The organism is Micromonospora sp. NPDC048909, from assembly GCF_040649635.1.
Taxonomy (GTDB): Bacteria; Actinomycetota; Actinomycetes; order Mycobacteriales; family Micromonosporaceae; genus Micromonospora.
The window spans coordinates 442,122-463,352 of the sequence record NZ_JBEZFU010000005.1 but is presented as its reverse complement, the minus strand read 5'-3'; the positions used below and the strand labels follow the sequence as shown (position 1 = coordinate 463,352).

Here is a 21,231-nt window from a genome sequence, read left to right as displayed (position 1 = left end):
TTCCTAGTGCTAGAGGCGGATGACCCGGCGCAGCCGCTCGCCGAAGTAGCCGGAGTCGACGACACCGTCGCCCCGGACGTCGCCGAAGGTGGGGCCGTCGACGGTGCCGCGGGAGGACACGAACCGCATGCCGCCGTCCTGGTCCTTGCCGAGGTAGATCCCCGAGTGGGTGATGAGAGCCGGGTCGTCGTGCAGCGCGAAGAACACGAGATCGCCGGGCTGCATCGCCGAGAGGTTGGTGGGCGCCCGGCTCGGGGTGCGTCCGGCGGCGATGAGCACCGAGCGGGCGTAGGAGGCCATGCTCGACGCGGTGCGGGGCAGACCGTTGACGGTGGTGTTGACCGGCGCGTTGAACAGCGGGATGCCGAACCGGTAGCCGTAGATCAGTCGGAGATAGCCGGAGCAGTCCAGGTCACGGTCCCACCGCTTCGACGGTTTCGCCCGGCCGCTGTCGGTGAACTTCCACGGGATCTCGAGGTAGTCGTAGAAGTCGGCGCCGTCGCGCTCGTCGGTGCTGTGCACGTACCCGAATCCGGCGTCACCGATGTAGCGGACCCCGTCGTCGTTGACCCCGTCGGGTGCGTCGGCCAGGTACTGCATGGCGGCGGCGAGCACGTCGACCGGCGGGTTCTTCGCTTCGATCTGCTCGAGCAGCCAGCTGGCGAACTTCTCGTCCAGGTCATGGTCCGCCTGCCAGGCCCGGGGAGCGACCCGCACCCAGGACGTCGAGTCGATCACCGCGGGGGTGGTGGACGGTTCGGTGAACTGGCGCGGTGGTCCGGCGACGACGACGGTACGGGCGCCGGCGGTCAGGGTGGCCACCACCGCCTGGTCGCTGCGCCGGCGTACCTCGGTGCGCTCCGGACGGGTCCGCTCGACCAGCTCGTACTGCTGGGTCAGCCGCTCGACGTCGTTGCGGTAGCCGCGGGCGGACTGGGTCGGCCCAGCCCAGCCGGAGCCGGGCGTGCCCGCCGGGCTGCTGTCGAAGAGCTTGACGACGACCGTGCCGGCGACGAGCACGACCGCGACCGCGACGACGGCGAGGATGACCCGTCGGTTGCGCATCAGAGCGAGATCATCAGTAGGGCGGCACCCGCGGTGCCGGCGCTGACCACGCCCGTGGCGGCAAGGGTCTGCAACGCTCGCGGGCGCACCAGCTGATAGGTCATCAGCCCGGGAATGATGAACGACAGCGTGTCGCCGGCGAACAGGTACGGGAAGCGCACGTGCAGCAGCACGAACGAGGTCACCGACATGAAGGAGGAGGCCAGCACCGCTACGGCGAAGAGCCGCTTGCCGTAGAGGATCGTGATGCGCTGCAGCACCTTCATGATGGCCACCGTGACCGCGGTGATCGCCACGATGGCGATGAGGCTGCGCGCGTCCTGCAATGCGGTGAGCACCAGACAGCCGGGCACCATCAGCCCGGCCGGCGCGACGTTGGTGACGAGGTAGCCGACGAGCCCGAACAGCAGTCCCGCGGCGATGACCACGGCGCTGAGTTCGGAGGACAGGTCGAACGTGGGCATGACGGTTCCTTCGCTCATGGCCGGGCCCTGCGACGGTCGGCGTGCAGAACGGCGATCCGGGCGGTGTTGAGCACGGCGGTGGCGGTCAGGTCCGCGCGGGACAGCACGACCGTCGCATCCATGTCGACCGGGGCCCTGCTGTCCGCCGCCGCCGGTTTGCGCGCGCTGTCCAGCTTGTAGATGCGCTCGAGCGTCAGCGAAAGCTCGTCGAACGGCGCCGCCGCGGTGGCCGCGACCGTGACGGAGTGCAGCGCCTCCAGGAGTTCCTCGCCGCGCCCGTGGATGTTGCCGATCATGAGCAGGGCCGTGCCGGTCTCGCCGGCACCGAGCTTGTCGACGATGGCGTCGCGCAGCTCGGCCCCCTTGCGCTGCTCACCGTCGAGATCGACCACGCGGTCGCGCCACTCGTCCGGGATCAGGTGCAGGGCGCTGCGGGTGGGGGAGCCGATGAGGAAGACCCGGGTCGGCTCGATCTCCGGGATGATGCCGCCCATCTGGCCGTTGCGCTCGATCCGGTCGGGCCGGCAGTTGATCACCACGGCGACCCGGTCGCCGATCAGCCTCCGCTCCCGGAGCAGGTTGATGTTCATCAGGGTCGAGGCCGGGTCGTTGGCGGCGAACAGGTTGACCGCGGCGAACCGCCGCCCGTTGTGGGCGCAGGCGTCCACCCGCAGGACGCCCGGGTCGGGGTCGGCCTGCCACATCCCCTTCAGCGCGGTGGCCCGGTCCACGCCGCACAGCTCGGCGACGGCCAGCGCGATGGCCACGTTCTCCTTGAAGGTGATCCACCGGAAGCGGCGCATCTCCGCGTCGGTGACCGTGTCCGGGTCGACGGCGATGAGCGTGCACTGGCGGCGGTCGGCCTCCTCGCGCAGGATGTGCAACCGGTCCCGTTCCGCGGTCACCACCGTGCCCCGGTGCGGCATCGAGCGGCTCAGCGAACGCGCCACGTCGTCGAGCGTCGGGCCCATCTCGTCCAGATGGTCCTCCCGGACATTGCTGATCACGACGATGCCGCCGTCGATGAGCAGCTCCTGGTTCACCTGCTGCAGCTCAGGCAGGACCGCCATGCACTCCACGACCAGGGTGTCCGCACCCGCGTGCACGGCCCGCCGGACCACACCGATCTGCTCGATGACGTTGACCCCACCCCGGCCGCGGCGGATCGGTACCTCCCGACCTCCCGGGTAGATGAGTCGGGCGGCGGTGCCGGTGGTCTTGGCGAACACGGTCCGCCGCTGGTCCGCTCGCAGCGCGCCGGCGATGAGTCGGGTCACCGAGGACTTGCCTCGGATGCCGTTGACCACGATCCGCGTCGGTAGCTGCGCCAACTGGCGGCGGTGGCGGGCGCGCTCCACCAGCAGGTGGACGAGCAGGATCGCGACGCAGATGCCGAGCAGCCACAGGGGCCCTGTCACCGACGTCATCGGCGCGGGCTCGGCGAGGGCAGGCTGCCGCCAGGCATGGTCGTTCTCCGTCTCGGAAGCGAGGGTGGGTGCAGAGGCGGCCGGCCGTCGGCGCGCAGGAGCGGGCCGGTGCGTGACCGGGCCGCCAGGCCAGGTGTGGACCAGGTCGCGGGGTCGGGTGGGGTCAGATCCTCCGTCCAGGGGCGCCGGCACGGCCGAGCGGCAGACGACCAGTGAATCTTCCACATGTTGTGGCGCTGGCGTCGGCGCCCGAATGCGGCCAGCCCCGGCGCGACTGGGTGGATCGCCGGGATCGCGAAGCCGGGTTTTCCATCGCCTGACGGATTCGACGCGCCTGCGGCGCACCGTTCGGCGAGGGTGATCCTGCCCGGTCAGGCCAGATCAACAGCCGGGTCGTCCGCCGACCGCCGACCGATCGTGGGGCCAGGTGGACCCGCACGCACGCTTGAATCTCGCCCGCCGTTTCCTACCGTGACAGGCCCGTCACCGGCCGGCCGGCGTGGACTCGGCTCTTCGTCGTACCCGCGTGCGAGCATCACGTCGTGGCCACCTCGAAGCAGCCGGTGACGGTCCCGACCGACGTCAGCGTCGACGATTTCCTGGCCGCGGTCCCCGACGACCGCCGCCGGGCCGACGCGGAGCGGCTCCGCGCGCTCATGGGCGAGGTGACCGGCGAGCCGGCGGCGATGTGGGGTCCGAGCATCGTCGGCTTCGGCAGCTACCACTACACCTACGAGAGCGGCCGTTCGGGCGACGCGCCGCTGGTGGGCTTCTCGCCGCGCAAGCAGCAACTCGTCGTCTACCTGGTGGGTGGGTTCGAGGCACGCTACGGCGCGGTGCTCGCCCGGCTCGGCCCGCACAAGACCGGCAAGGGCTGCCTCTATCTGAAGCGGCTCGACGACGTCGACGAGAGCGCGCTGCGCGAGCTCGTCGACCGCACGGCGAGGGTGCACAAGGGTGTCGACCGGGCCAGCAAACGCTGAACCAGCGGGCCGGCGCAAGCGGGACCCGTGGGTTATTGCCCCGTCCAGACCGCCTTCGCGCCGGAGTCGCCGGTGCGGATCACGTAGTAGAGGGCGAGCCCGCCGGCCACCAGCGACAGCACCTGCAACGACAGAGTCAACGCCCGACTGGACCCGACCCCACCGGCGGTGGTCGCCGCGGCCCTCGGTGCGACGAACCACACCAGCGCCAGCGTCACGACCGCCAGCCCGGCCGTGGCGTAGAGCGTCAGGTTGCCGAACTGCTGATGGGCCTCCAGCTTCGGCATGAAGTCGGGGGTGACCGCGCCCGCGTCGCGCAGGCGGGCGAAGAAGGCGTCACCGGAGAGCTTTGCGAACAACGCGGCGACCGGCGCGCCGAGCGCGAGCAGCCCCAGCACCCAGCGGGTGTGCGGACGGATCGGCGGGATGAACGCGTAGCCGATCGCCAGCAGGGCCAGCAGCGGCACGAAGACGACGGCGGCGTGGAGGATCAGCGGGTGGGCGGGGATGCCCATGAACTCCTCGAACATCGGCGTCTCCTCCGGCGGTGACAGGGGGGATCATTTACGGTCAAGCATGGACGCTATAGGTACCGGCCGGGCGTGTCAGCCCCCAAAGTTGCGCCCACAGTGTTCGGGCATGCCACCGCCCCCCGACGTAGCGGCGCCGCTCAGGATGGGGTGAGGACGAGGCTGGCCGTACGGTTGCGGGTGGCCTGCTTGAACGGACCCTCCGACTGGTCGGCGGATTTGAGGGTGAACGCGGTCAGTGGCAGATCACCGGCCTCGGCGAGCTCCCGCGCGGTCACCCGGGCTCGGCTCAGCGCCGTGCCGGACCCACCGCTGGAACGCCCGCCTGGGACGGGAACGCTGTGCCCCACCACGGTGATGGGCACGTCGAGTTTGCGCAGGCGCCGCCCGACGTCGGCGAGAAGCGCCGCGCCGTCGGTGGTGAGGCGAGCATCCCGGCTGAACAGGCCCTCGCGGAAGTAGACCTCGACCGCGCCGGCACGGCGCTTCACGATGACACCGGGCATCGTGAGCGCCCGGCTGATCACGTCGAGCCGGGCAGCCAACCGCTCTGCGGAGGCGGCCCGTTCAGCCTCGATCTGTGCCAGCCGGCGGGCCAACTCCTCGGTGCGGGGCCCCTCCGCAGTCACGGCCCCGGACGGCGACGGAGTGACGGCCGAGGGTGTGGCGGACGACTGCGCGGGCGGCCGCACGTCGTCACCGGCCACGGCCACGGTGCCGGCTGCCAGGGCGGCGACGGTGAGCAATCCGCCGGCCACCGCGAGGGGCGCCGGCTGGGCGACCGGCCGTGGCCGGCGCTTCCCGGCCAGGATGCCGGTGAGGACCCGCCGGCCTTCGGCGGCACCCGGGTGGTCGGGGTCGACCGCCTGCACCCGTGCCCAGTAATCGTCGGCGTCGCGCCAGCGGCCCTGCTGGGCGCGGATCCGGGCGAGCAGGTCGAGGACCGCGGGTTCGTCGGACGACACCGCGATCAGCACCTGAGCGGCGGCGTCCAGTTCACCGCGCCGCGCGGCGGCGGCGGCCCGACTTACCGCCAGGTCGGTGTCGATGGCCGGCGTGCTCATCGGAACGCCAGCCCGATGACCTTGTCCTGCTCCTCGTCCGGGAGCAACCGGACCAACCGGCTGTTGACCGAGTCGAGCGCCCGCTCGTCGTTGGTGGCCAGCGCCTCCCGACCCTCCTGGATCAGCCTCGTCGCCTCGCCGGCGGGCCGCATCCGGCTCTGCTGCTCGCAGAGCCAGTAGAACACCTGAACGGACCAGCCGGGCTGGCGCCGCTGGAGTTCGATGAGGAACGCGGTGACCCGCTCGGTCTCTGACTTGATTCGCGTCGAGTTGCCGCTCTCGATCGCCTCGGTCGCGCGTCGGTCCAGCTCGGCATGCTCCTGCCGATCGGCCGGCTGCCCGGAGCCGGCCACGAGTTCGGCGAGCTCGGCGAGCAGCTCGCGCAGCTCGCGGATCATTGCGGGCCGGTCGGCGGCGTCCTCGATGTCGTCGAGCTGCGCCTGCACCTCACGCAGCCGGTCCTCGGCGGTGGCCGCGGCGCCGATGTCGACGGCAGCGGCGCGCACCTGCTCCCGCGCGGTGGTCAGGGTGCCCTCGGCTGACAACTGGTCCAGCTGCTCGCGTACCTCCGGTGTCTGCGCGGCGTGCGATTGGCGCAGGGTCTCCACCCGACCCTCGACCTCGCCGAGGGTCCGCACGAGGTCGTCCGGCTTCGGTGCCCGTACGTCGTCGAGGTTGATCTCCGCGTCGAACTGGGTCTGGATGAGCGGGACGTCGGCGACCACGGTGACGAGGCTGGAGGCGTCCACCTCGAAGGTCACCTCGACCTCGGTGCCGGCCGGTAGGTCGATCCGTAGATCCACCGGACGGATCTCCAGCACGCCGACCTGCCGGTTCCGGTCGGCACGGCTGCGTTCACCTTGGACGACCGGGATGCGGATCACCGCCTCGGTGTCGGAGCGGCGCAGCGTGCCCGCGGTGCGGAACACCTCGCGCGCCCGGGCCGGCAGCGTCGCACCCTTGCGCAGTAGCGGTGCGAAGGCCCGGTCGGCCAGCTGGATGCCGAGGGAGTGGGTGAGGCGCGCGCCGCCGAACTCGACGTCCCGGTGGGTGATCGACAGCGAGTCCGGAACCACCTTGTGCGGCACGCCGGACGGGTCGGTGAGCTCGACGGTGAAGCGTGAGGCCCGGTGCGCGTCGATGTCGACCTCGGCGACGAAGGCGCCCGCGGCGTTCACCGCGATCCGGCCGGTTCGGAATGGGGGCTGGCCGTCCGGATTGCTGAGCACGATCCCGTATCCCGTCCAGTCGACGGGCGAAGGGGCGTGCAGTCGGCCGGCCACCGTCGGGGTCGTGGTGGTGACGCTCGGCTCGTAGGCCAGTTCGAGGCCGAACTCGCCGGCGGCGGGCTGGTGCGAGGGCGGGTCGGGGTGCCGGACGGTGCTGGCGAAGATCGCGGCGCCACGGGCGACCACGGTGGTCGGGTCGAGGCTGGTGTCGAGTGCGATGCCGAGACCGTCACGTGGGTCGGCGAGGCGCTCACGGAGGCCGGGGGCGAGGGTCACTCCGCCGACGAGCAGCAGCTTGTCGATGTCGTCCGGTCGCAGCCCGCCGTCGGCCAGCGCCTTGCGGCACAGGTTGATGGCCCGGGCGTAGAAGGGTTCCGCGACGCGGTCGAGCTGGTCGCGTCGCAGCGTGTACTCGAACGTCTCGGTGTCGCCGTCGTCAACCGTCAGCTCGACCATCAGGTCGACCGCCTCACGGCGCGAAAGCTGGATCTTGGCGTCCTCGGCCGCCCCCTTCAGCTTCGCGAAGTTCCCCCGCCAGGCGGGGTTGTCGCGCCCGAAGTCGGCCAACCCGATCGCGGCTGCGGCCGCCGGAGCGAGGATCCGCTCGACGACGGCCCAGTCGATCAGCTTGCCGCCGAGGTAGGGGTCGCCGGCGTGGTTGAGCACCCGCAGGTCGCCGTCGCGCTTGCTCACCACCGCCGCGTCGAAGGTGCCGCCGCCGAAGTCGAAGACCATCCAGTACGCCCGATCGTCGGCGTCGTGAAAGCCGTACGCGAACGCGGCAGCGGTGGGCTCCTGGACCAGCGGGCACGCGGAGCTGAATCCGGCGAGCGTCGCCGCCTCCATCGTTGCCTTGTTCTGGTTCAGGGAGAAGGCCGCCGGCACGGTGATCACGGCGGCGTCCGGTGGGCTGCCGGTGTGGTGCGCGGCGTCGGCCCGCAGCGACTTGAGCACCTCGGCGGAGAGCTGCGGTGGTGTCAGCCTCGTGCCGCCCCTGGTGAAGTCCATGCCGGCGTCGGCGAGGCCCATCTCGAGCTTGAACTCGGCGGCCGCGTTGTCCGGGTCGCTCTCCACCCGCTCCCGCGCCTTGCGACCGACGTGGACCATGCCCGGCTTGGGGATCCACACGGCCGACGGCGTGATGTCCCAACCGTCGTTGTTCTTGATGACGGCGACCGCGCCGCCCTCTTCGACCACCGCGATCGCGCTGTTGGTGGTGCCCAGGTCGATGCCGAAGTCAATGGTGTCACGCATCGTCACTTCTCCTGTCGGGGGATTGGCCGGGGGTACCGACGATCACCTGCCCCATCTGGACCAGGCGGCCGTGCAGGTAGACCGAGGGCCGCACGGTCTCGAGGACGATCTCGCCGGTCAGGGCCGGGTTCTCCTGGTACACGAGCACTTCGAGCGCCCGGCCGGGGTTGAAGGCGTCACCGTCGTGGTCCTGTACGACCAGGCCGGCGTCGGCCAGTGCTTCGGCGCAGGTACGGAGGTAGCGAGCGGCCTGGCGGTCGCGCGGGGTGGGCCGCTCGCCGGGCGGGGCGAGCTTGCGTTCCGCCCGCCACAGGTTCGTCGCGGCCGTAGCCAGCGCGGCCCCGTCAACCGGGGGCTCTGAGACTGGATCTGGCGTCCGGCTCGGGGTGGCTGCGCGAGCCTGGGTCAGCAGCTCCTCCAGCTGGACGCGTTGCGGCTCCGTCCACGCGGGAACGGGGATCCGGAACGCCCGGTGGTGCCGGCGCTGGCGTAGCTCCTCGCGCAGCCGGTTCAGCCGAGTCACAACATCACCCCTCGTCGCCACAGGGTCAGCTTGGGCAGGTAACGCGCACGCAGCTCCGGTGACAGGTTGACCGCTTCCTCCATCAGGTCGGCGGCGCGACCGAGCTGGCCTGCGCGCCGGGACAGCTCCAGGGCCTCCGCGGCCAACTGGAGGGCTCGCGCGCTCGGCGGCGGCGGGTCCACGGCACCGTCGCCGGACGTCACCGCCGCACCAAGGTTCCGCCGCCGCTCGCGCAGCTCCGCGGCCAGGACGCCCGCCGATGCCGGGCGGTCTGCCGGCGCGACGTCGAGGGTGGCCAGCACGATCCGGTCCAGGTCCGCGTCCACCTCCGGGTTGTAGCGGCTGGGCGGCAGCGGCGCCCGCGCGAACCGGCTCGGCGAGTACGACGACAGCGGTCCGCTGTCGTCGTACGGCAGGCGGCTCGTGAGCAGCAGGTACGCGATGGTGCCGACGGACCACACGTCGCTCGCCCGGGAGTACCCCTCGCGCCGCAGCACCTCGGGCGCCATGAAGGCGAACGTCCCCTGGGCGCTGGCGAGCATCGTGAACGGGTCGGCGCGCTTGGCGAGGCCGAAGTCGCTGATGCGGATCCGCATGCCGCTGCCGTCGTAACCGACCAGGATGTTCGCCAGTGTGAGATCACGATGCAGGATCGGCGGGTCCTGGTCGTGCGCGGCGGTCAGTCCGGCGGCGATCTGCTCGGTCACCTCGACCACCAGGTCGACCGGAACCGTGGGGGAGTGGGCGCGGGCCAGCCGCTCCAGGCTGCCGCCGGCGACGTACTCCATCGTGAAGAACCCGCGGACGCCTTTCGCCGTGGGCACGGTGCCGGCGTCGAAGAGGCGGACGATGTTCGGATGCCCGAGGGTGGACAGCAGTCGTGCCTCCTCCAGGAGGGTGCGGGTGTCGTCGAGCGAGGCGACTCTCTTGAAGACCTTCATCGCCTGCCAGCCGAGGTACTCGTGACGGACCCGGTGCACCTCGGCGAACGCGCCCTCGCCGAGCAGGCGGTCCACCACCAGCGTCTCGGTCACCTGGTCACCGTTGCCGAGCAGCGTCACGAGCCGTCCTTCGCCTCGGCCGGGCGGACGTTGAGCCGGTATCCGATACCGGTGACCGTCTCCAGGATGCGTGGCGCGGACGGGTCCGCCTCGATGCTCCGGCGCACCGCACGGACCACGCCGGCGAGGTCGGCGCGAGTGTAGGAGCGGCTGGGTGGCCACTCCTCGGGCGGGCCCCACAGCGCGGCGATCAGCTCCTCGTGGCCGCACGCGACCGCGGCGCCGTTGCTGCTGCGACCGACCATGTACCGCAGCAGCTGGTGTCCCTGGGGGCGCAGCCCGCTCACCGGGGTCTCACCGTCGGTGTCGCAGCGGTACGCGCGCGCCTCCACCCAGTCGTAGCGCAGGCTCGGGCCGCGCACGGGCAGCGCCGGCGGCGGGTCGAACGGCGCGGGTTGGGTGGTGTGCGGGTCGAGCAGGGTCAGCTCCCAGTACAGCGGCTCACCGTCCGGCGACATGTCGCCCAGGATCAGCAGCGTGTCGCCGTGGCGCAGGCGGCGGCGCCCGACGAGGCGTTCGCTGCGGCCGTTGAGCGAGCGCAGCAGGGTGCCGTTGACGCTCGCGTTGTCGGTCACCGACCACCCTGCGTCGACGACATCCAACGTGCAGTGCAACCGTCCCACCCAGCGCTGCGGGTCCGGTTCGAGCAGCACGTCGGGGGTGTGGTCGGGTGCGGTGCGCCCGACCGTGATCGGCCCGTCCGCCAGCTCCACCCCCGTGACGACCCCCTCCGGCGAGCGGACGCGCAACCGCACGGCTCTGCTCGACGCCGTGACGCCCATCGTCAGATCCCCCCTTGCGACCAGTGGTCGTCCTCGTGGTGCGCCAGGCAGGCCACGTAGTCCGGCGGCGACGCGTCGTTCCACCACGGCGGCCAGGCGGCGGTCACGGTGTACCGCTCGGGGAGCTGGCGCGTACCCGTCAGCTCGCGGCAGGCGCGCCCGGCCTCCTCCGCCACCGCGTCTTCGTCGGGCCAGGGCCCCGTCACGTGCGGGTAGCCGAGGATCTGCGCCCAGTGGGGCTCTTCGCAGTGCACGATGGGCAGCGCCTCGTCCCACCTGTTGTCGGGCGGCTGGGTGGACTGCACGCAGTAGCCCACCGGAGCGTTGTGCAGAGATCCGCGGCGCGATGTCAACGGCATCGGAACGGGGAACACGGCGGAGACCGGGTTCGACACGGCGGCTTGGCGCTTCAACGGCTCGTCGTCGGCACGACGGCCCGCGCAGGTCGCGTAGTTGGCCTCCGGGTTCAGCTCGTCCCAGTCGGCAGCGTCGGGGACGATCACCTCCGCCTCGTACGTGGGAGGCGAGAGGAAGAACTGTGCCATCTCCTGCAGGCACGTGAACCGGGCCAGCCTGCTGACCGTCTCGACGCCGGGATACTCCGCCGACGCCGCCACCAGTGGCAGGTAGGCCACCACCTCGGCCCAGTGCTCCTCCCCGCAGTCCACCACGGCCACCGCTGAATCACCGTCGCGCCAGTCGTCGGCCTCGGCGACGCAGGCGACCACCGCCGGATTGTCACCCCGCTCGGGCTGGTGGAAGTTCACGCGTTGGGCATCGGGGACATCGGTGACGCGCTGATAGAGCACACAGAACAGGAGCAGCAGCGCGCAGACGGCCACGGAGCCGACCAGCCGCCAGCGCGGGCGACGCACACCGTAGGCCCTCGGCAACGGCCTGACCGACGGCTGGTGGTAGCCGGTGCCGGTGGCGTCAACCTCCGCCAGCATCTCCCGGATCACCGCGGCCGTGGCTGCGTCGCTGGTCTGATGGAGCAGGGTGCGCAGGAACTGCGCGGTCGCGTGCCGCCCGTGGGCCCGCCGCAGCTGCTCCACCTTCGCCCGGAAGTCGCGCAGGTCCCGTTCCTCGCGGACGTAGCCGTCGCGGTTCTCACGGATCCGGCGCACGGTCTCCGGGTCGGTGGCGAGCTTCTGCGCCTCGCCCAACCACGCCCGGACCTCGCCCTCGTACCGCCCGGTCTGGCCGTACTGAGCCAGCGCGCAGTTGTTGAGCAGCACCGCGAGCCGGTTGCGGACGGTGGCCGTGCGGCGGTGGCGCTCGAGCGGCGCAAGCCCTTCCAACCGCGCAAGGGCCGGGTTCGCCTGCGCGTGCATCCGTGCCACCGTGCCCTCGGCGTCACCGGAATCCAGCCTCGTGTGCAGGTCGCCGATGAGCGCGTCGAGCGCCGCGTACTGTGGGCCGGCCGCCTCCTCCACGAGCCGGTCCCGGTCCGGAACCGGCCAGTCGGCGAGGCTCTTTCCGAACGGCGCGGGGTACGGCGCGGACGCCGCCAGCTGCAGCAACGGCTGGACCAGCGCCGTCGGCAGCTCCGCGCGCAACACGTCCACGCTGGAGCCGTCGAGCTGCCGGTCGTCGAGCTGCTCGACCCGGTGGTGCAGGTGACGCCAGAACGCCGCCGAACGCAGCGTCCTGGTCCAGGCCGCTGCCGCCGTCGCCCACCCGTCGTCCACCCGGCCGGCCATCGCCAGGGCCAACACCTCGGCCGGCTCCAGGTCGAGCGCGTCGGCGTGTGCCTGCACGGCAAGGTCGTGATCCACGTGCAGGCTCTCCGGGCATCCACAGCCAGCCGGCGCCCCCCAACTGGCGAAGATCTCGTGGACCAGACGACGTCGCGGGTCACCCAACACGACGTCGAACGCGGCTCTAACCTCCTCCGGGTCGACCGATCCACCCAACCCGTCGATATCGGCGCCCACCTGGAGCGCCGCCGCCAACCGCTGCTGCTGGCGGCGCGCGGTCGGCCGATCCACATCGACCGGCAGCCCGGTCACCCGGAACGCGTTTCGTCGGTACAACTCCGGCCCGGCCAACTCGCGCAGACCAGCCAGCAACGCCTCACTCATGCCGGCTCCCCAGGACGACATCACGCACGTCATAGATCGGCTTGCTATTCAAGATCGTAGCGTCTCTCCATGAACCTCGATGTTGCTCGACACGGCAGGACCGTCACGAGTCGGCTCGAATCTCGCCTGTCGAGATGTCGCCGCCGTAGACCTCCTGAGTCTGACGAGTGCGCTTCATCCAGACCACGGAAGACAGTTGGAAATCAGATGCACGCGGTGTCGCTGGCTCCTCGCCCGCGCGGTGCTCCCATCGGGCTGCGATCCTGTTCGTAGCCGCCGGCTCCCACCAGTCCGCTCCGGTGCCGGCACCAGCGCCTGGACGTTCCCTTCACGAGAGGACCAGCTCGGTGACCACACCCCACTCGCCCGTCCCGCGGTTCCACCTCGCCATGCCCGTCGACGACCTCGACGCCGCCCGTCGCTTCTACGGCGAGATCATCGGATGCGCGCAGGGCCGCAGCGCGGACACCTGGGTCGACTGGAACCTGCGCGGTCACCAGTTCGTGACGCACCTCGCGCCGGGGCGCAGGCCGCCTGCCCACAACCAGGTCGACGGGCACGACGTACCCGTCCCGCACTTCGGACTCCTGCTCACCATCCCGGAATTCCATGAACTGGCCGACCGGCTGCGGGCTGCCGGCACGGCGTTCGTCATCGAGCCCTACCTGCGCTTCGCCGGGCAGCCCGGCGAGCAGTGGACCATGTTCCTCCTCGACCCGGCCGGCAACGCCCTGGAGTTCAAGGCCTTCGCCGACGACTCCCAGGTGTTCGCCGTGTGAGCCGGCCGCCGGTCACCGGACGCTCGCGGCTCAGCGGTCGCAGCGCAGCGCGGACAGGTCGACGGCGTCGGCCATCGCCTGCATGCCCTTGTCGTTCGGGTGCAGGTGGTCGCCACCGTCGAAGAACGGCAGGATCGCCTGCGGGTTGTACGGGCTGCGGGTGATCCTGTCGAAGTCCACCACCGCGTCGAACGCGCCGCCGTTCCTGATCCAGTCGTTGACGCCCTGGCGCACCGTCTCGCCGGCGGCGTCGTACTCGGACCACCCCTTGTACGGCATGACCGTCGCGCCGACGACACACCTGCCCGTCGCGTGCGCCCGGTCGATGATCTGCCGGTAGCCGGCCACCAGGTCGTCCACGGTGACGCCGGAGTGGGCCTTGATGTCGTTGATGCCTTCGAGCAGGAACACCGTGCGGACCCCGGGCTGGGAGAGCACGTCGCGCTCCAGCCTGCGCAGCGCGGCCTCGCCGGCGCCGTCCGCGAGCACCTTGTTGCCCGAGATGCCCTCGTTGGCCACGCCCTTCACGGTGCTGCCGGACGCGGCCTGCAGCCGCCGGGAGAGGTAGTCGGGCCAGCGCCGGTTCGCGTCCGTGCTGGAGGCCCACCCGTCGGTGATGGAGTCACCGAGGGTCGCCACCGAGCTGATCGTCGTGGACGTCTCGACGCTGACGGCGTCCAGCCAGTACCAGGAGCTCATCGGGTCGGTCCAGTTGGTCGCCGCCTCCTCGGCGGCGTGATCGCCCGCGGCCGCGTAGTTCGTCTGCATGGCCATTCCGTGACCGGTCGTCGGTCCCTCGGCGCCGGTGACGTAGAGGCTGACGACCAGGTTGCTCTGGGCGGCGAGCCTCCCCGGCAGCGGATCGCTGAGGACCGTCTCGCCGGCCGGCACGGTGACGGAGGGCCGCCCGCCGAACGTCAGCTGACGGTTGCTGCCGCGGATCAGCTCGGCGCCTTGGCGTTGCAGCCCCGCGTGGGCACGGGCAAAGGTGACCGGGTGCTCGCCGAAGGCGTTGCTCAGGCGGATGCGCAGCGCCGTGCCGCCGACGCTGGTGCGTACGACCAGCCGGTAGCTGCGGTCGGCGGGCCCGGCGCCCTGCCGGTCGGCGCTGGCGCCCCAGGTGACCACGAAGTGCCGGTCCCGGCCGGCCGGGGTCGCTGCCGGCTCGTCCTGCGCCCGCGCCGGCGTGTGGGCTGGCGTCTGCGCCGAGGCCGGCGGCCGGGCCTGCGCCGCCGCGGCCGTCAGGGGTACGCAGAGCGCCGTGACCAGTGCGGCGACGACCGCCAGGACGCCGGGCCGGGCCTGGCGCCCGCTGCGGCGGCCCGGGTGGGCCGGCATCAGAGGTTCCTCAGCGTGACGGACTCGCCGGGCCTGAGGTTGATCTGCCGCGCGGCGCCGCCGGCCGCCAGGGTCGTGCTGCGCCCGCCGACGCTCGTCAGCGTCGCCTTGGTGACCTTGCCGTTGCGCCAGCTGACGTCGGCGACGAAGCCGCCGCGGACACCCACGCCGGTCACCGAACCGGTTCCCGCCCAGGCGGCGGGCAGCGCGGGCAGCAGCTCGACGTGGCCGGGCCGGGAGTAGACCAGCATCTCGATGATCGCAGCCGGGGTGCCGAGGTTGGCGTCGATCTGGAAGATGCCCCGGCCCGGGTTCGTCTCGTAGATGTCGAAGAGGTTCATCGCGGTGCCGTTGCTGCCGTTCGTCGACGGCCTCAGGTTGTTGACGATGAGCTGGTAGGCCTTCTCCGCGTTCTTCAGTCGGGCCCAGCACAGGCTCCGCCAAGCGTTGGCCCAGCCGAAGCTGTTCATGCCGCGCGCGGCCAGCAGCGCGGTCGCGCCGGTGACGATCTCCTGGGGAGTGGAGCCGTCGGGGCGGATCCGGTCGCCGGGGAAGAGGCCGATCAGCGGGGAGAGGTGCCGGTGGGTGGTCTCACCCAGGTTGTCGGGGGACATCCACTCCTGCAGCCAGCCGGTCGTGGGGCTGACCTCGGGCAGGTACAACCGCTGGCGAAGCCCGTCGACGGTCTCGGCGTAGCCGGTGTCCCGGCCGAGCACCTGGGTCGCGGCGCGGTAGTTCTGGAAGAGGTTCCACACCAGCTCCTGGGAGTAGGTGTTGCCCTTGGTGTCCTGCGGACCGTGCTCGGCCGACCAGTCGCTGTCGGCGACCAGCACCTCGCGTGCGGCGCCGGAGGCGTCGGTGACGGTGGTGGTGACGAGGCGGGTCTCCCAGAACTGCACGGCGCCCTTGAGCAGGGGGTAGACCTTCGCCAGGTAGGCGCGGTCCTGGGTGTACTCGTAGTGCTCGAACAGGTTCTGGCAGAGCCAGGCGTTGCCGGACGGGTGCCACCACCAGCCGCTTCCGCCGTACGGGTTGGTGGAGAAGGCGACCGCCCATCCGGCGATCCGGCCGCTGGAGTTGCGGAACCGGTTGGTGGGGTTGTTGAACAGCCTTTGGGTGACGTCCGTCCAGGCCGGCAGCTGCGCGAGGCAGTAGTCCGCGAAGGCGTCGAAGCAGTCGGCGAGGCCGGCCCGGTCGGCCAGCCAGTAGTTCATCTGGATGTTGACGTCGGTGTGGTAGTCACCCATCCAGTCCGGGTCGTTGCCGTCCAGCCACGGGCCCTGCAGGCCGATCGGCAGGCTGCCCCGCGACCCGGAGATCATGAGGTAGCGCCCGAACTGCAGGTACGCGGCCTCCAGCTCCGGGTCGGGGACGTTGTCCCGCCAGCGCGCCTGCACCCGTTCCCAGGTGTCCAGTTCCCGCTGCGTGGCCGATGACGAGCCGAGGTTGATGCCCAGCTGCTCGAAGAGCGGGCGGAAGTCGGCGACGTGGGTGTGCAGCAGGTCGCGGACGGACTCGCGGGCCGCGGCCAGCACCTTGCTCCGGGCGAGGCGCTCCGGGTCCACCGACGGGTCGCGGAACCCGGTGGCCGGGTCGGGGGCGTAGTTGGTGCCGCCGCTGAGCACGACGGTGAGTTCCCGGCAGCCGGTGAAGGAGATCGACGTGCCGGTGACCGCGACCTTCCCGCCGCTGCCGCGGGCGGTCACGGCGGCGCCGTAGCGCAGCCCGTTGGCGAAGGAGGCGCCGAACGACGCGTGCCGGCCCGCGCTGTCGGCGGTGGTCGACTCACCGTGGGTGCCGGCCAGGGAGATGGTGCCGGTGTACGAGCCGCCGCCCTGCTGGGAGAAGTGCAGCACGATGACGTCGTCGGGGCGGCTGGCGAAGATCTGCCGCCGGTAGTTGACGCCGTCGACGTCGTACGTGGTGCTGACCAGGGCCTGAGCCAGGTCGAGGGTGCGGCGGTAGTTGTCGACGGCGCCCAGGTCGTGCCCGGGGATGTCGACGGTCAGCGTGGCGAGCAGGGTCAGTGAGCCGAAGTCGTCGCGGCCGTAGGGGAACTGCCCGTCGTCCTGGAGCGTGTCGTTGGGACCGCCGGTCCACAGGGTGGCATCGCTGATCGTCAGGTGTTCGCTGGCCGGGTCGTTGCTCGCGAGCGCCCCGAGGCGTCCGTTGCCGACCGGCAGACCCTGCTCGATCATCGAGTTCGGCGAGCCGGGCGCCTGCCACCAGAGTTGGTTTCTGGTGGCCTCGCCCGCGGCGAGCATCGGCGATTCGGTGGGCCGTCGAGGTGCCGCCGCGGCGGCGAAGGTGGGCAGGCCGAGGGTGGTGGCCGCGCCGGCGGCGGCGGCGAGGGCGAGGAAGCCGCGGCGGCTGGGGCGGAGGTCGCGCGGTTCGGTGTTCCGGTGGTCCATGTCGGGTTCTCCAACCGGGGCGGATGGCGGGTGGCGGAGCGGGAGTGGGTGCGTCCGGGGACCACTCGGAGAGAGGTTCCCGGGCGCGGCCCGGCCCCGTGACCGGGCCGCGCGGGGTGTGTCAGAGCGTCTGCGGTACGGCGATCTTGTCGATGTCGGGCGCGTACCAGGTGCCGCTGTCGACGGTGATGGTGTTGGCGCCGGCCTTCAGGGCCAGCAGGACGCTGATGGTCTCGGCCGTGCCCCAGTCACCGGTGGAGGGGAACTTCACGCTGGTGCCGTTGCCGTTGTTCGAGGAGACGGTCGCCGAGCGGGCGTCGCCGCTGACGTAGGCGACGGTGACGGTGTAGATGCCGTCCTTCTTCACCGTGACGTCGTTGAACTGCACCTTGCCGCCGAGGTAGAGGTTGCCGACCTTCTGCCCGCCGGAGCAGGCGTCGCAGCCGGCGACGGAGGCGTTGCCGCTCAGGGTGTTGGCCGCGGACTCGGCCTCGTAGCTCGTGGTGGCCAGCGGGGTGCCGGGCCGGACGGTGAAGAGCCGCGAGCCGTGCGCGGGCAGCGTCGCCGTGATCTTGTTCTTCTGGGTGCCGAGGTTCTTCCTGTTCCACAGGTCACGCACCGCGGCGTTGCCGGTGAACCCGAAGCTCGCCCAGTGGGCGGTGACGGCGGCCGGCGCGTCGGCGAGGTTGAACAGGGCGACGGTGTAGCTGCCGTCGGGGTTCTTCCCGCCCCAGACCTGCTGGTCGCCCGCGACGGCCACCGGTCGGGCGGGCGGCGCGCCGTTCTGGTCGACCGCGATGACCTCGCGGTTGGTGAGCAGGGACAGCCCGTAGTCGTCGAGGCGGGTGAGGTCGTCGCCGCTGTACCGCGGCGACTTCGAGATCGCCCACAGGGTCAGGTAGCTCTGCCGCTCGGCCTTGGTGAGGCCGTCCATCTCGCCGTTGCCCACGTTGATCGAGTCGAGGTCGTTCCACCCGCCGGGGCCGGCCTTGCGGCTCCAGGCCGGCGCGTCGTCGAACCGGTCGTCGACCGAGTTTTCCCAGGTGACCAGGGTGTTGCAGTAGCACTCGACGTCGGTGTCGATCCGCCAGCCGTTGGAGTAGCGCTTCCAGTCCGCGGCGTGGTTGATGTCGAGCGACCAGGACAGCTCGAGGTGGATCGGGCGGCCGGTGGCGGCGATGGCGGCCTGCCAGGCGGCCACGTCGGCGACGTTGTTGTAGTTGTCGCCCGACTTGAACGAGCCGGGACCGACACCGTCGAGCTTGAGGAAGTCGTAGCCCCACTCGGCGAAGAGCCGCGCCTGCGAGTCGATGTACTTCTGGGCGCAGGGGTTGTCGAAGTTCAACTTGTAGGCGCTGTCCCAGCCGTTGGTGGTGCGCAGGTCCGGGTAGACGATGCTCGCGGTGGTGCAGCCCGGCGCGTTCCAGATCGGCGTCGCGCCGTTGAGGTACGCCTCCTTCTCCAGCCCGACGGGCAGGTAGATGCCGGCCTTCAGGCCCAGACCGTGGATGTGGTCGGCGACGGCCTTCATGCCGCGGGGGAACCGGACCGGGTCGGGCGTCTGCCGGGCGTACTCGTCGAACTTCGGCGCCCAGCCGTTGTCGCGCCACCAGCCGGCGTCGATGTTGACGTACTCGTAGCCGTACGGCTTCAGCTTGACGGCCATGGCGTCGGCCTGCTTCAGAACGTTGGCCTCGGTGAGGTAGCTGTAGTCACCGTCGGGGTTCAGGCCCGGGTACTTCGAGGACTGCATGCTCCAACTGGTCCACCCCATGTACGGGCGCTCCGCGACGCCGGCCGCCGGGGCGGCGACCGTCGTCGGGCCGCTCGGCGCCGGCGCCTCGGCCTGCGCCGGGACGGCCCCCGCGCCGAGCGTCACGGCCAGCGCCGCGGCCACGAGGGGGAGTCCCGTCCGGTTTCGGCGCCGGCCGGCGCCTGCCTGCCTGCTGGTTGTCGTCGGTGACGGCATGTCAACCTCCTGCTGACGCGGGTGGATGGTCGCGATAAGGCGAGTGGGACGCCGAGCGGTCAGGGAAGAACGAGCGACTGGATGCTCACCGCGGCCGCGCCGCGGGCCCATTCCTCGAAGGGCAGCGGGCGGATGGAGAGCGGACACCGTGCGGCGGCGCCGAACGCCTGGCGTTCGAAGCTGGTACGGATGTGGGTGTCGAACAGGTCGTAGGCGGCCAGCCCCTCCCCGGACACGACGATCCGGGTCGGGCCGACCAGGTTCGCGACGGCGGCGATGCCGCACCCGATCGCGGTGCCGGCGCGGGTGAAGACGGCGCGGACCTGCTCGTCGCCGCCGCGCGCCAGGGCCACCGCCTCGTCGATGGTGAGGTCGTGGCGACCGGTGCGCTGCCGGGACTGCGCCACGATGGCGTCGGTGCCGGCGATGGACTCGACACAGCCGCGACCACCGCAGTGGCAGTCCGGGCCGGTGGCGTCGACGGCGAGGTGCCCGATCTCGCCGGCCACGCCGTACGAGCCGGAGACCAGCCGGCCGTTGACGACCAGGCCGCAGCCGATCCCGGTGCCGACGGTGACCAGCGCGAACGACTCCGCGCCCACCCCCTCACCGAACCAGTGCTCGGCGGCGGTGAGCGCCTTCACGTCGTTCTCCACCGTCACGCTGAACCCGGTGACCTGGGCCGCGCGCTGGCCGAGGGGCACGTCCCGCCAGTGCAGGAACGGCGAGTAGCGAACCAGGCCGGTGCTGCGGTCCACGTCGCCGGAGAGGGCGAGCCCGAGCCGGCGAACGCGGCTCCGGTCGCCGGCGAAGGCGGCGAGCAGCCCGTCGGCGAGCCGACCGACCTCGGCGAGCACCGCCTCGACGGAGGGGTCGGTCAGCGGCCGGCGAGCACTGGCCCGCACCTGCGCGCGCAGGTCGCAGACCACCCCGATCAGCTCGTCGGCGGTGATCTTCACACCGATAAAGAACTCCCGGTCGGCCCGTACCACCAGGGGGCTCGCCGGGCGTCCGGCGCCCGGCCCGGTCCGCTCGGTCGCGGCCAGTTCGCGCAGGTAGCCCAGTTCGATGAGCGGACGGGCGGCCTTGGTGACCGCGGCGGAGGAGAGCCCGAGCCGGCGCGCCAGGCTGACCCGGCTCACCGGCCCTTCGGTCAGCACCGTCGTGAACACCGCGGTCGCCGCCGGGGCCCCGGCCAGCGAACCCGTGTCACTCCCAGGAAACATGGCTGAAAGCGTAGGCGAATATTTAACTTCTTCAAGTATTGATTATCGTGAGGCCGCAGGCCTACAGTCGGCCTCCCCGCTCACGGCTCTGTGGACAGCCACTGCTCCAACTCGCGCACGTACTGCGGCGCCCACTTCGGGGTCCAGCGCAGGAAGTAGACGCTCATCGACAACGCGTGGATGGCGTGGCCGAGCCGGACCCGGGACTCCCAGCCGTCCGGCAGCGGGCAGGCCTCGTCGTAGGCGGCCAGGAACGCCGCCCGCCCGTCGGGGAAGCCGTTGAAGATGTGCTCGTCGAGCTTGCCGAAATCCAGGAACCGGTCCGCGTAGCCACCGTGCTCGAAGTCGAGCAGGCACGCGATCCGTCCAGCACGCAGGACGACGTTCTGGCGCCACAGGTCGCCGTGGGTCAGCGACGGCGCGGCGTCCGAGGGCACGGTGTCGACAGCGCGGTGCATCGCCGCGGCCAGCCCGACGCGCCCGACGGAGGTGAGGTCCTCCGGCGCCTCGCCGAGCCGGGAGTCGACCAGGGCGTGCAGGAACATCCGGATGTCCGGGTACTTCTCGGCGCCGAGCACGTCACCGAACCACGGGCCGGAGCAGGCGTGGATCCGGCCCACGAGCCGACCCAGGTCCGTGGCGAACCGCAGGCGTTGGGAGGAGTCCATCGCCTCCCACGCCGCATCGGCGGGCGTGCCCTCCTGGTACTCCTGCACCAGTACCGGCGCTCCCAGGGCCGCGCTCCGGGGCACGAACCCGCGGAACCGCACCACCGGAACGCCGCCCTCGGCGGCGCGACGAGTGGTGGCGATCAACCGGCGCAGGTGCTCCGGGTCCGGGTCGCGCACCGGGGTCTTGACCAGCAACGGGCCTTCATCGGTGTCGGCCACCCACTGTCTGCTGGTGAAGCCGGCGTCGAGCCCGCGGATGCCCGCCACCCGGACGCCGGGGCACGCCTCGCCCAGCGCGCTGCGGACGGCATCCGCTCCGACCGTCTCCTGTCCTGGCAGTCCACTCACGCCCAGATCATCTACGGGCGTGC

The 21,231-nt window shown here is 71.5% G+C and carries 17 protein-coding genes; 2 read left to right on the top strand and 15 right to left on the bottom strand.

Going from position 1 to position 21,231, the window contains the following annotated elements; genetic code table 11:
• Nucleotides 1–9: 9 nt before the first annotated feature.
• Genes AB0C04_RS17030 through pgsB form a run of 3 tightly spaced genes read right to left on the bottom strand, consistent with a single transcriptional unit; the run spans nt 10 to nt 2,947 of the window.
• The gene (locus AB0C04_RS17030; RefSeq protein ID WP_357054906.1) at nt 10–1,065 is read right to left on the bottom strand and encodes an NlpC/P60 family protein; all 1,056 of its coding nucleotides are present in this window, start codon (nt 1,063–1,065) and stop codon (nt 10–12) included.
• The gene (locus AB0C04_RS17025) at nt 1,065–1,529 is read right to left on the bottom strand and encodes a poly-gamma-glutamate biosynthesis protein PgsC/CapC (RefSeq protein WP_357054904.1); all 465 of its coding nucleotides are present in this window, start codon (nt 1,527–1,529) and stop codon (nt 1,065–1,067) included. Before AB0C04_RS17025 ends, AB0C04_RS17030 begins: the two co-directional genes overlap by 1 nt.
• A 14-nt stretch (nt 1,530–1,543) precedes the next feature.
• The gene (gene pgsB / locus AB0C04_RS17020; protein WP_357054901.1) at nt 1,544–2,947 is read right to left on the bottom strand and encodes a poly-gamma-glutamate synthase PgsB; all 1,404 of its coding nucleotides are present in this window, start codon (nt 2,945–2,947) and stop codon (nt 1,544–1,546) included.
• A 551-nt stretch (nt 2,948–3,498) separates the two neighbouring features.
• Here pgsB and AB0C04_RS17015 point away from each other — a divergent pair.
• A complete protein-coding gene (locus AB0C04_RS17015; protein WP_357054898.1) occupies nt 3,499–3,939 on the top strand; it encodes a DUF1801 domain-containing protein in 441 nt (146 codons plus the stop codon).
• A 32-nt stretch (nt 3,940–3,971) separates the two neighbouring features.
• Here the strand turns inward: AB0C04_RS17015 and AB0C04_RS17010 are convergent, their stop codons facing one another.
• The 7 genes from AB0C04_RS17010 to AB0C04_RS16980 all read right to left on the bottom strand — a co-directional run bounded on the left by AB0C04_RS17010 (nt 3,972) and on the right by AB0C04_RS16980 (nt 12,466).
• On the bottom strand, nt 3,972–4,469 hold the full coding sequence (locus AB0C04_RS17010) for a DUF2231 domain-containing protein (protein WP_357054895.1): 498 nt from the start codon (nt 4,467–4,469) through the stop codon (nt 3,972–3,974).
• Between the two features lie 140 nt (nt 4,470–4,609).
• The gene (locus tag AB0C04_RS17005) at nt 4,610–5,533 is read right to left on the bottom strand and encodes a hypothetical protein (protein ID WP_357054893.1); all 924 of its coding nucleotides are present in this window, start codon (nt 5,531–5,533) and stop codon (nt 4,610–4,612) included.
• Nucleotides 5,530–8,016 carry an Hsp70 family protein gene (locus tag AB0C04_RS17000; RefSeq protein ID WP_357054889.1) on the bottom strand — a complete coding sequence of 829 codons (2,487 nt, stop codon included), beginning with the start codon at nt 8,014–8,016 and terminating at the stop codon, nt 5,530–5,532. Before AB0C04_RS17000 ends, AB0C04_RS17005 begins: the two co-directional genes overlap by 4 nt.
• Nucleotides 8,009–8,539, bottom strand: a complete 531-nt coding sequence (locus tag AB0C04_RS16995) for a hypothetical protein (RefSeq protein WP_357054886.1) — start codon at nt 8,537–8,539, stop codon at nt 8,009–8,011. The genes AB0C04_RS17000 and AB0C04_RS16995 overlap by 8 nt, the downstream gene beginning before the upstream one ends.
• Nucleotides 8,536–9,600, bottom strand: a complete 1,065-nt coding sequence (locus AB0C04_RS16990; RefSeq protein WP_357054883.1) for a serine/threonine-protein kinase — start codon at nt 9,598–9,600, stop codon at nt 8,536–8,538. Before AB0C04_RS16990 ends, AB0C04_RS16995 begins: the two co-directional genes overlap by 4 nt.
• Nucleotides 9,597–10,355, bottom strand: coding sequence for an FHA domain-containing protein (locus AB0C04_RS16985; protein ID WP_357054880.1), 759 nt, complete (start codon nt 10,353–10,355; stop codon nt 9,597–9,599). Before AB0C04_RS16985 ends, AB0C04_RS16990 begins: the two co-directional genes overlap by 4 nt.
• A gap of 29 nt (nt 10,356–10,384) precedes the next feature.
• Nucleotides 10,385–12,466, bottom strand: coding sequence for a septum formation family protein (locus AB0C04_RS16980; RefSeq protein ID WP_357054877.1), 2,082 nt, complete (start codon nt 12,464–12,466; stop codon nt 10,385–10,387).
• A gap of 347 nt (nt 12,467–12,813) precedes the next feature.
• Between AB0C04_RS16980 and AB0C04_RS16975 the strand changes: the two genes are divergently transcribed.
• Nucleotides 12,814–13,245, top strand: a complete 432-nt coding sequence (locus AB0C04_RS16975) for a VOC family protein (RefSeq protein ID WP_357054874.1) — start codon at nt 12,814–12,816, stop codon at nt 13,243–13,245.
• 30 nt (nt 13,246–13,275) lie between these two features.
• On the opposite strand, the gene AB0C04_RS16970 is transcribed toward AB0C04_RS16975, so the two are convergent.
• The 5 genes from AB0C04_RS16970 to AB0C04_RS16950 all read right to left on the bottom strand — a co-directional run bounded on the left by AB0C04_RS16970 (nt 13,276) and on the right by AB0C04_RS16950 (nt 21,208).
• Complete coding sequence (locus tag AB0C04_RS16970; RefSeq protein ID WP_357054871.1) at nt 13,276–14,583, bottom strand: SGNH/GDSL hydrolase family protein; 1,308 nt, start codon at nt 14,581–14,583, stop codon at nt 13,276–13,278.
• Nucleotides 14,583–16,994, bottom strand: a complete 2,412-nt coding sequence (locus AB0C04_RS16965; protein ID WP_357054868.1) for a glycoside hydrolase N-terminal domain-containing protein — start codon at nt 16,992–16,994, stop codon at nt 14,583–14,585. Before AB0C04_RS16965 ends, AB0C04_RS16970 begins: the two co-directional genes overlap by 1 nt.
• 121 nt (nt 16,995–17,115) lie before the next feature.
• Nucleotides 17,116–18,891 (bottom strand): hypothetical protein, encoded by a 1,776-nt coding sequence (locus AB0C04_RS16960; protein ID WP_357054865.1) that lies wholly within the window; start codon nt 18,889–18,891, stop codon nt 17,116–17,118.
• Nucleotides 18,892–19,022: 131 nt separating this feature from the next.
• Nucleotides 19,023–20,189, bottom strand: coding sequence for an ROK family protein (locus tag AB0C04_RS16955; RefSeq protein ID WP_357054862.1), 1,167 nt, complete (start codon nt 20,187–20,189; stop codon nt 19,023–19,025).
• 80 nt (nt 20,190–20,269) lie between these two features.
• Nucleotides 20,270–21,208, bottom strand: coding sequence for an aminoglycoside phosphotransferase family protein (locus AB0C04_RS16950; protein WP_357054859.1), 939 nt, complete (start codon nt 21,206–21,208; stop codon nt 20,270–20,272).
• Between the last annotated feature and the right edge of the window lie 23 nt (nt 21,209–21,231).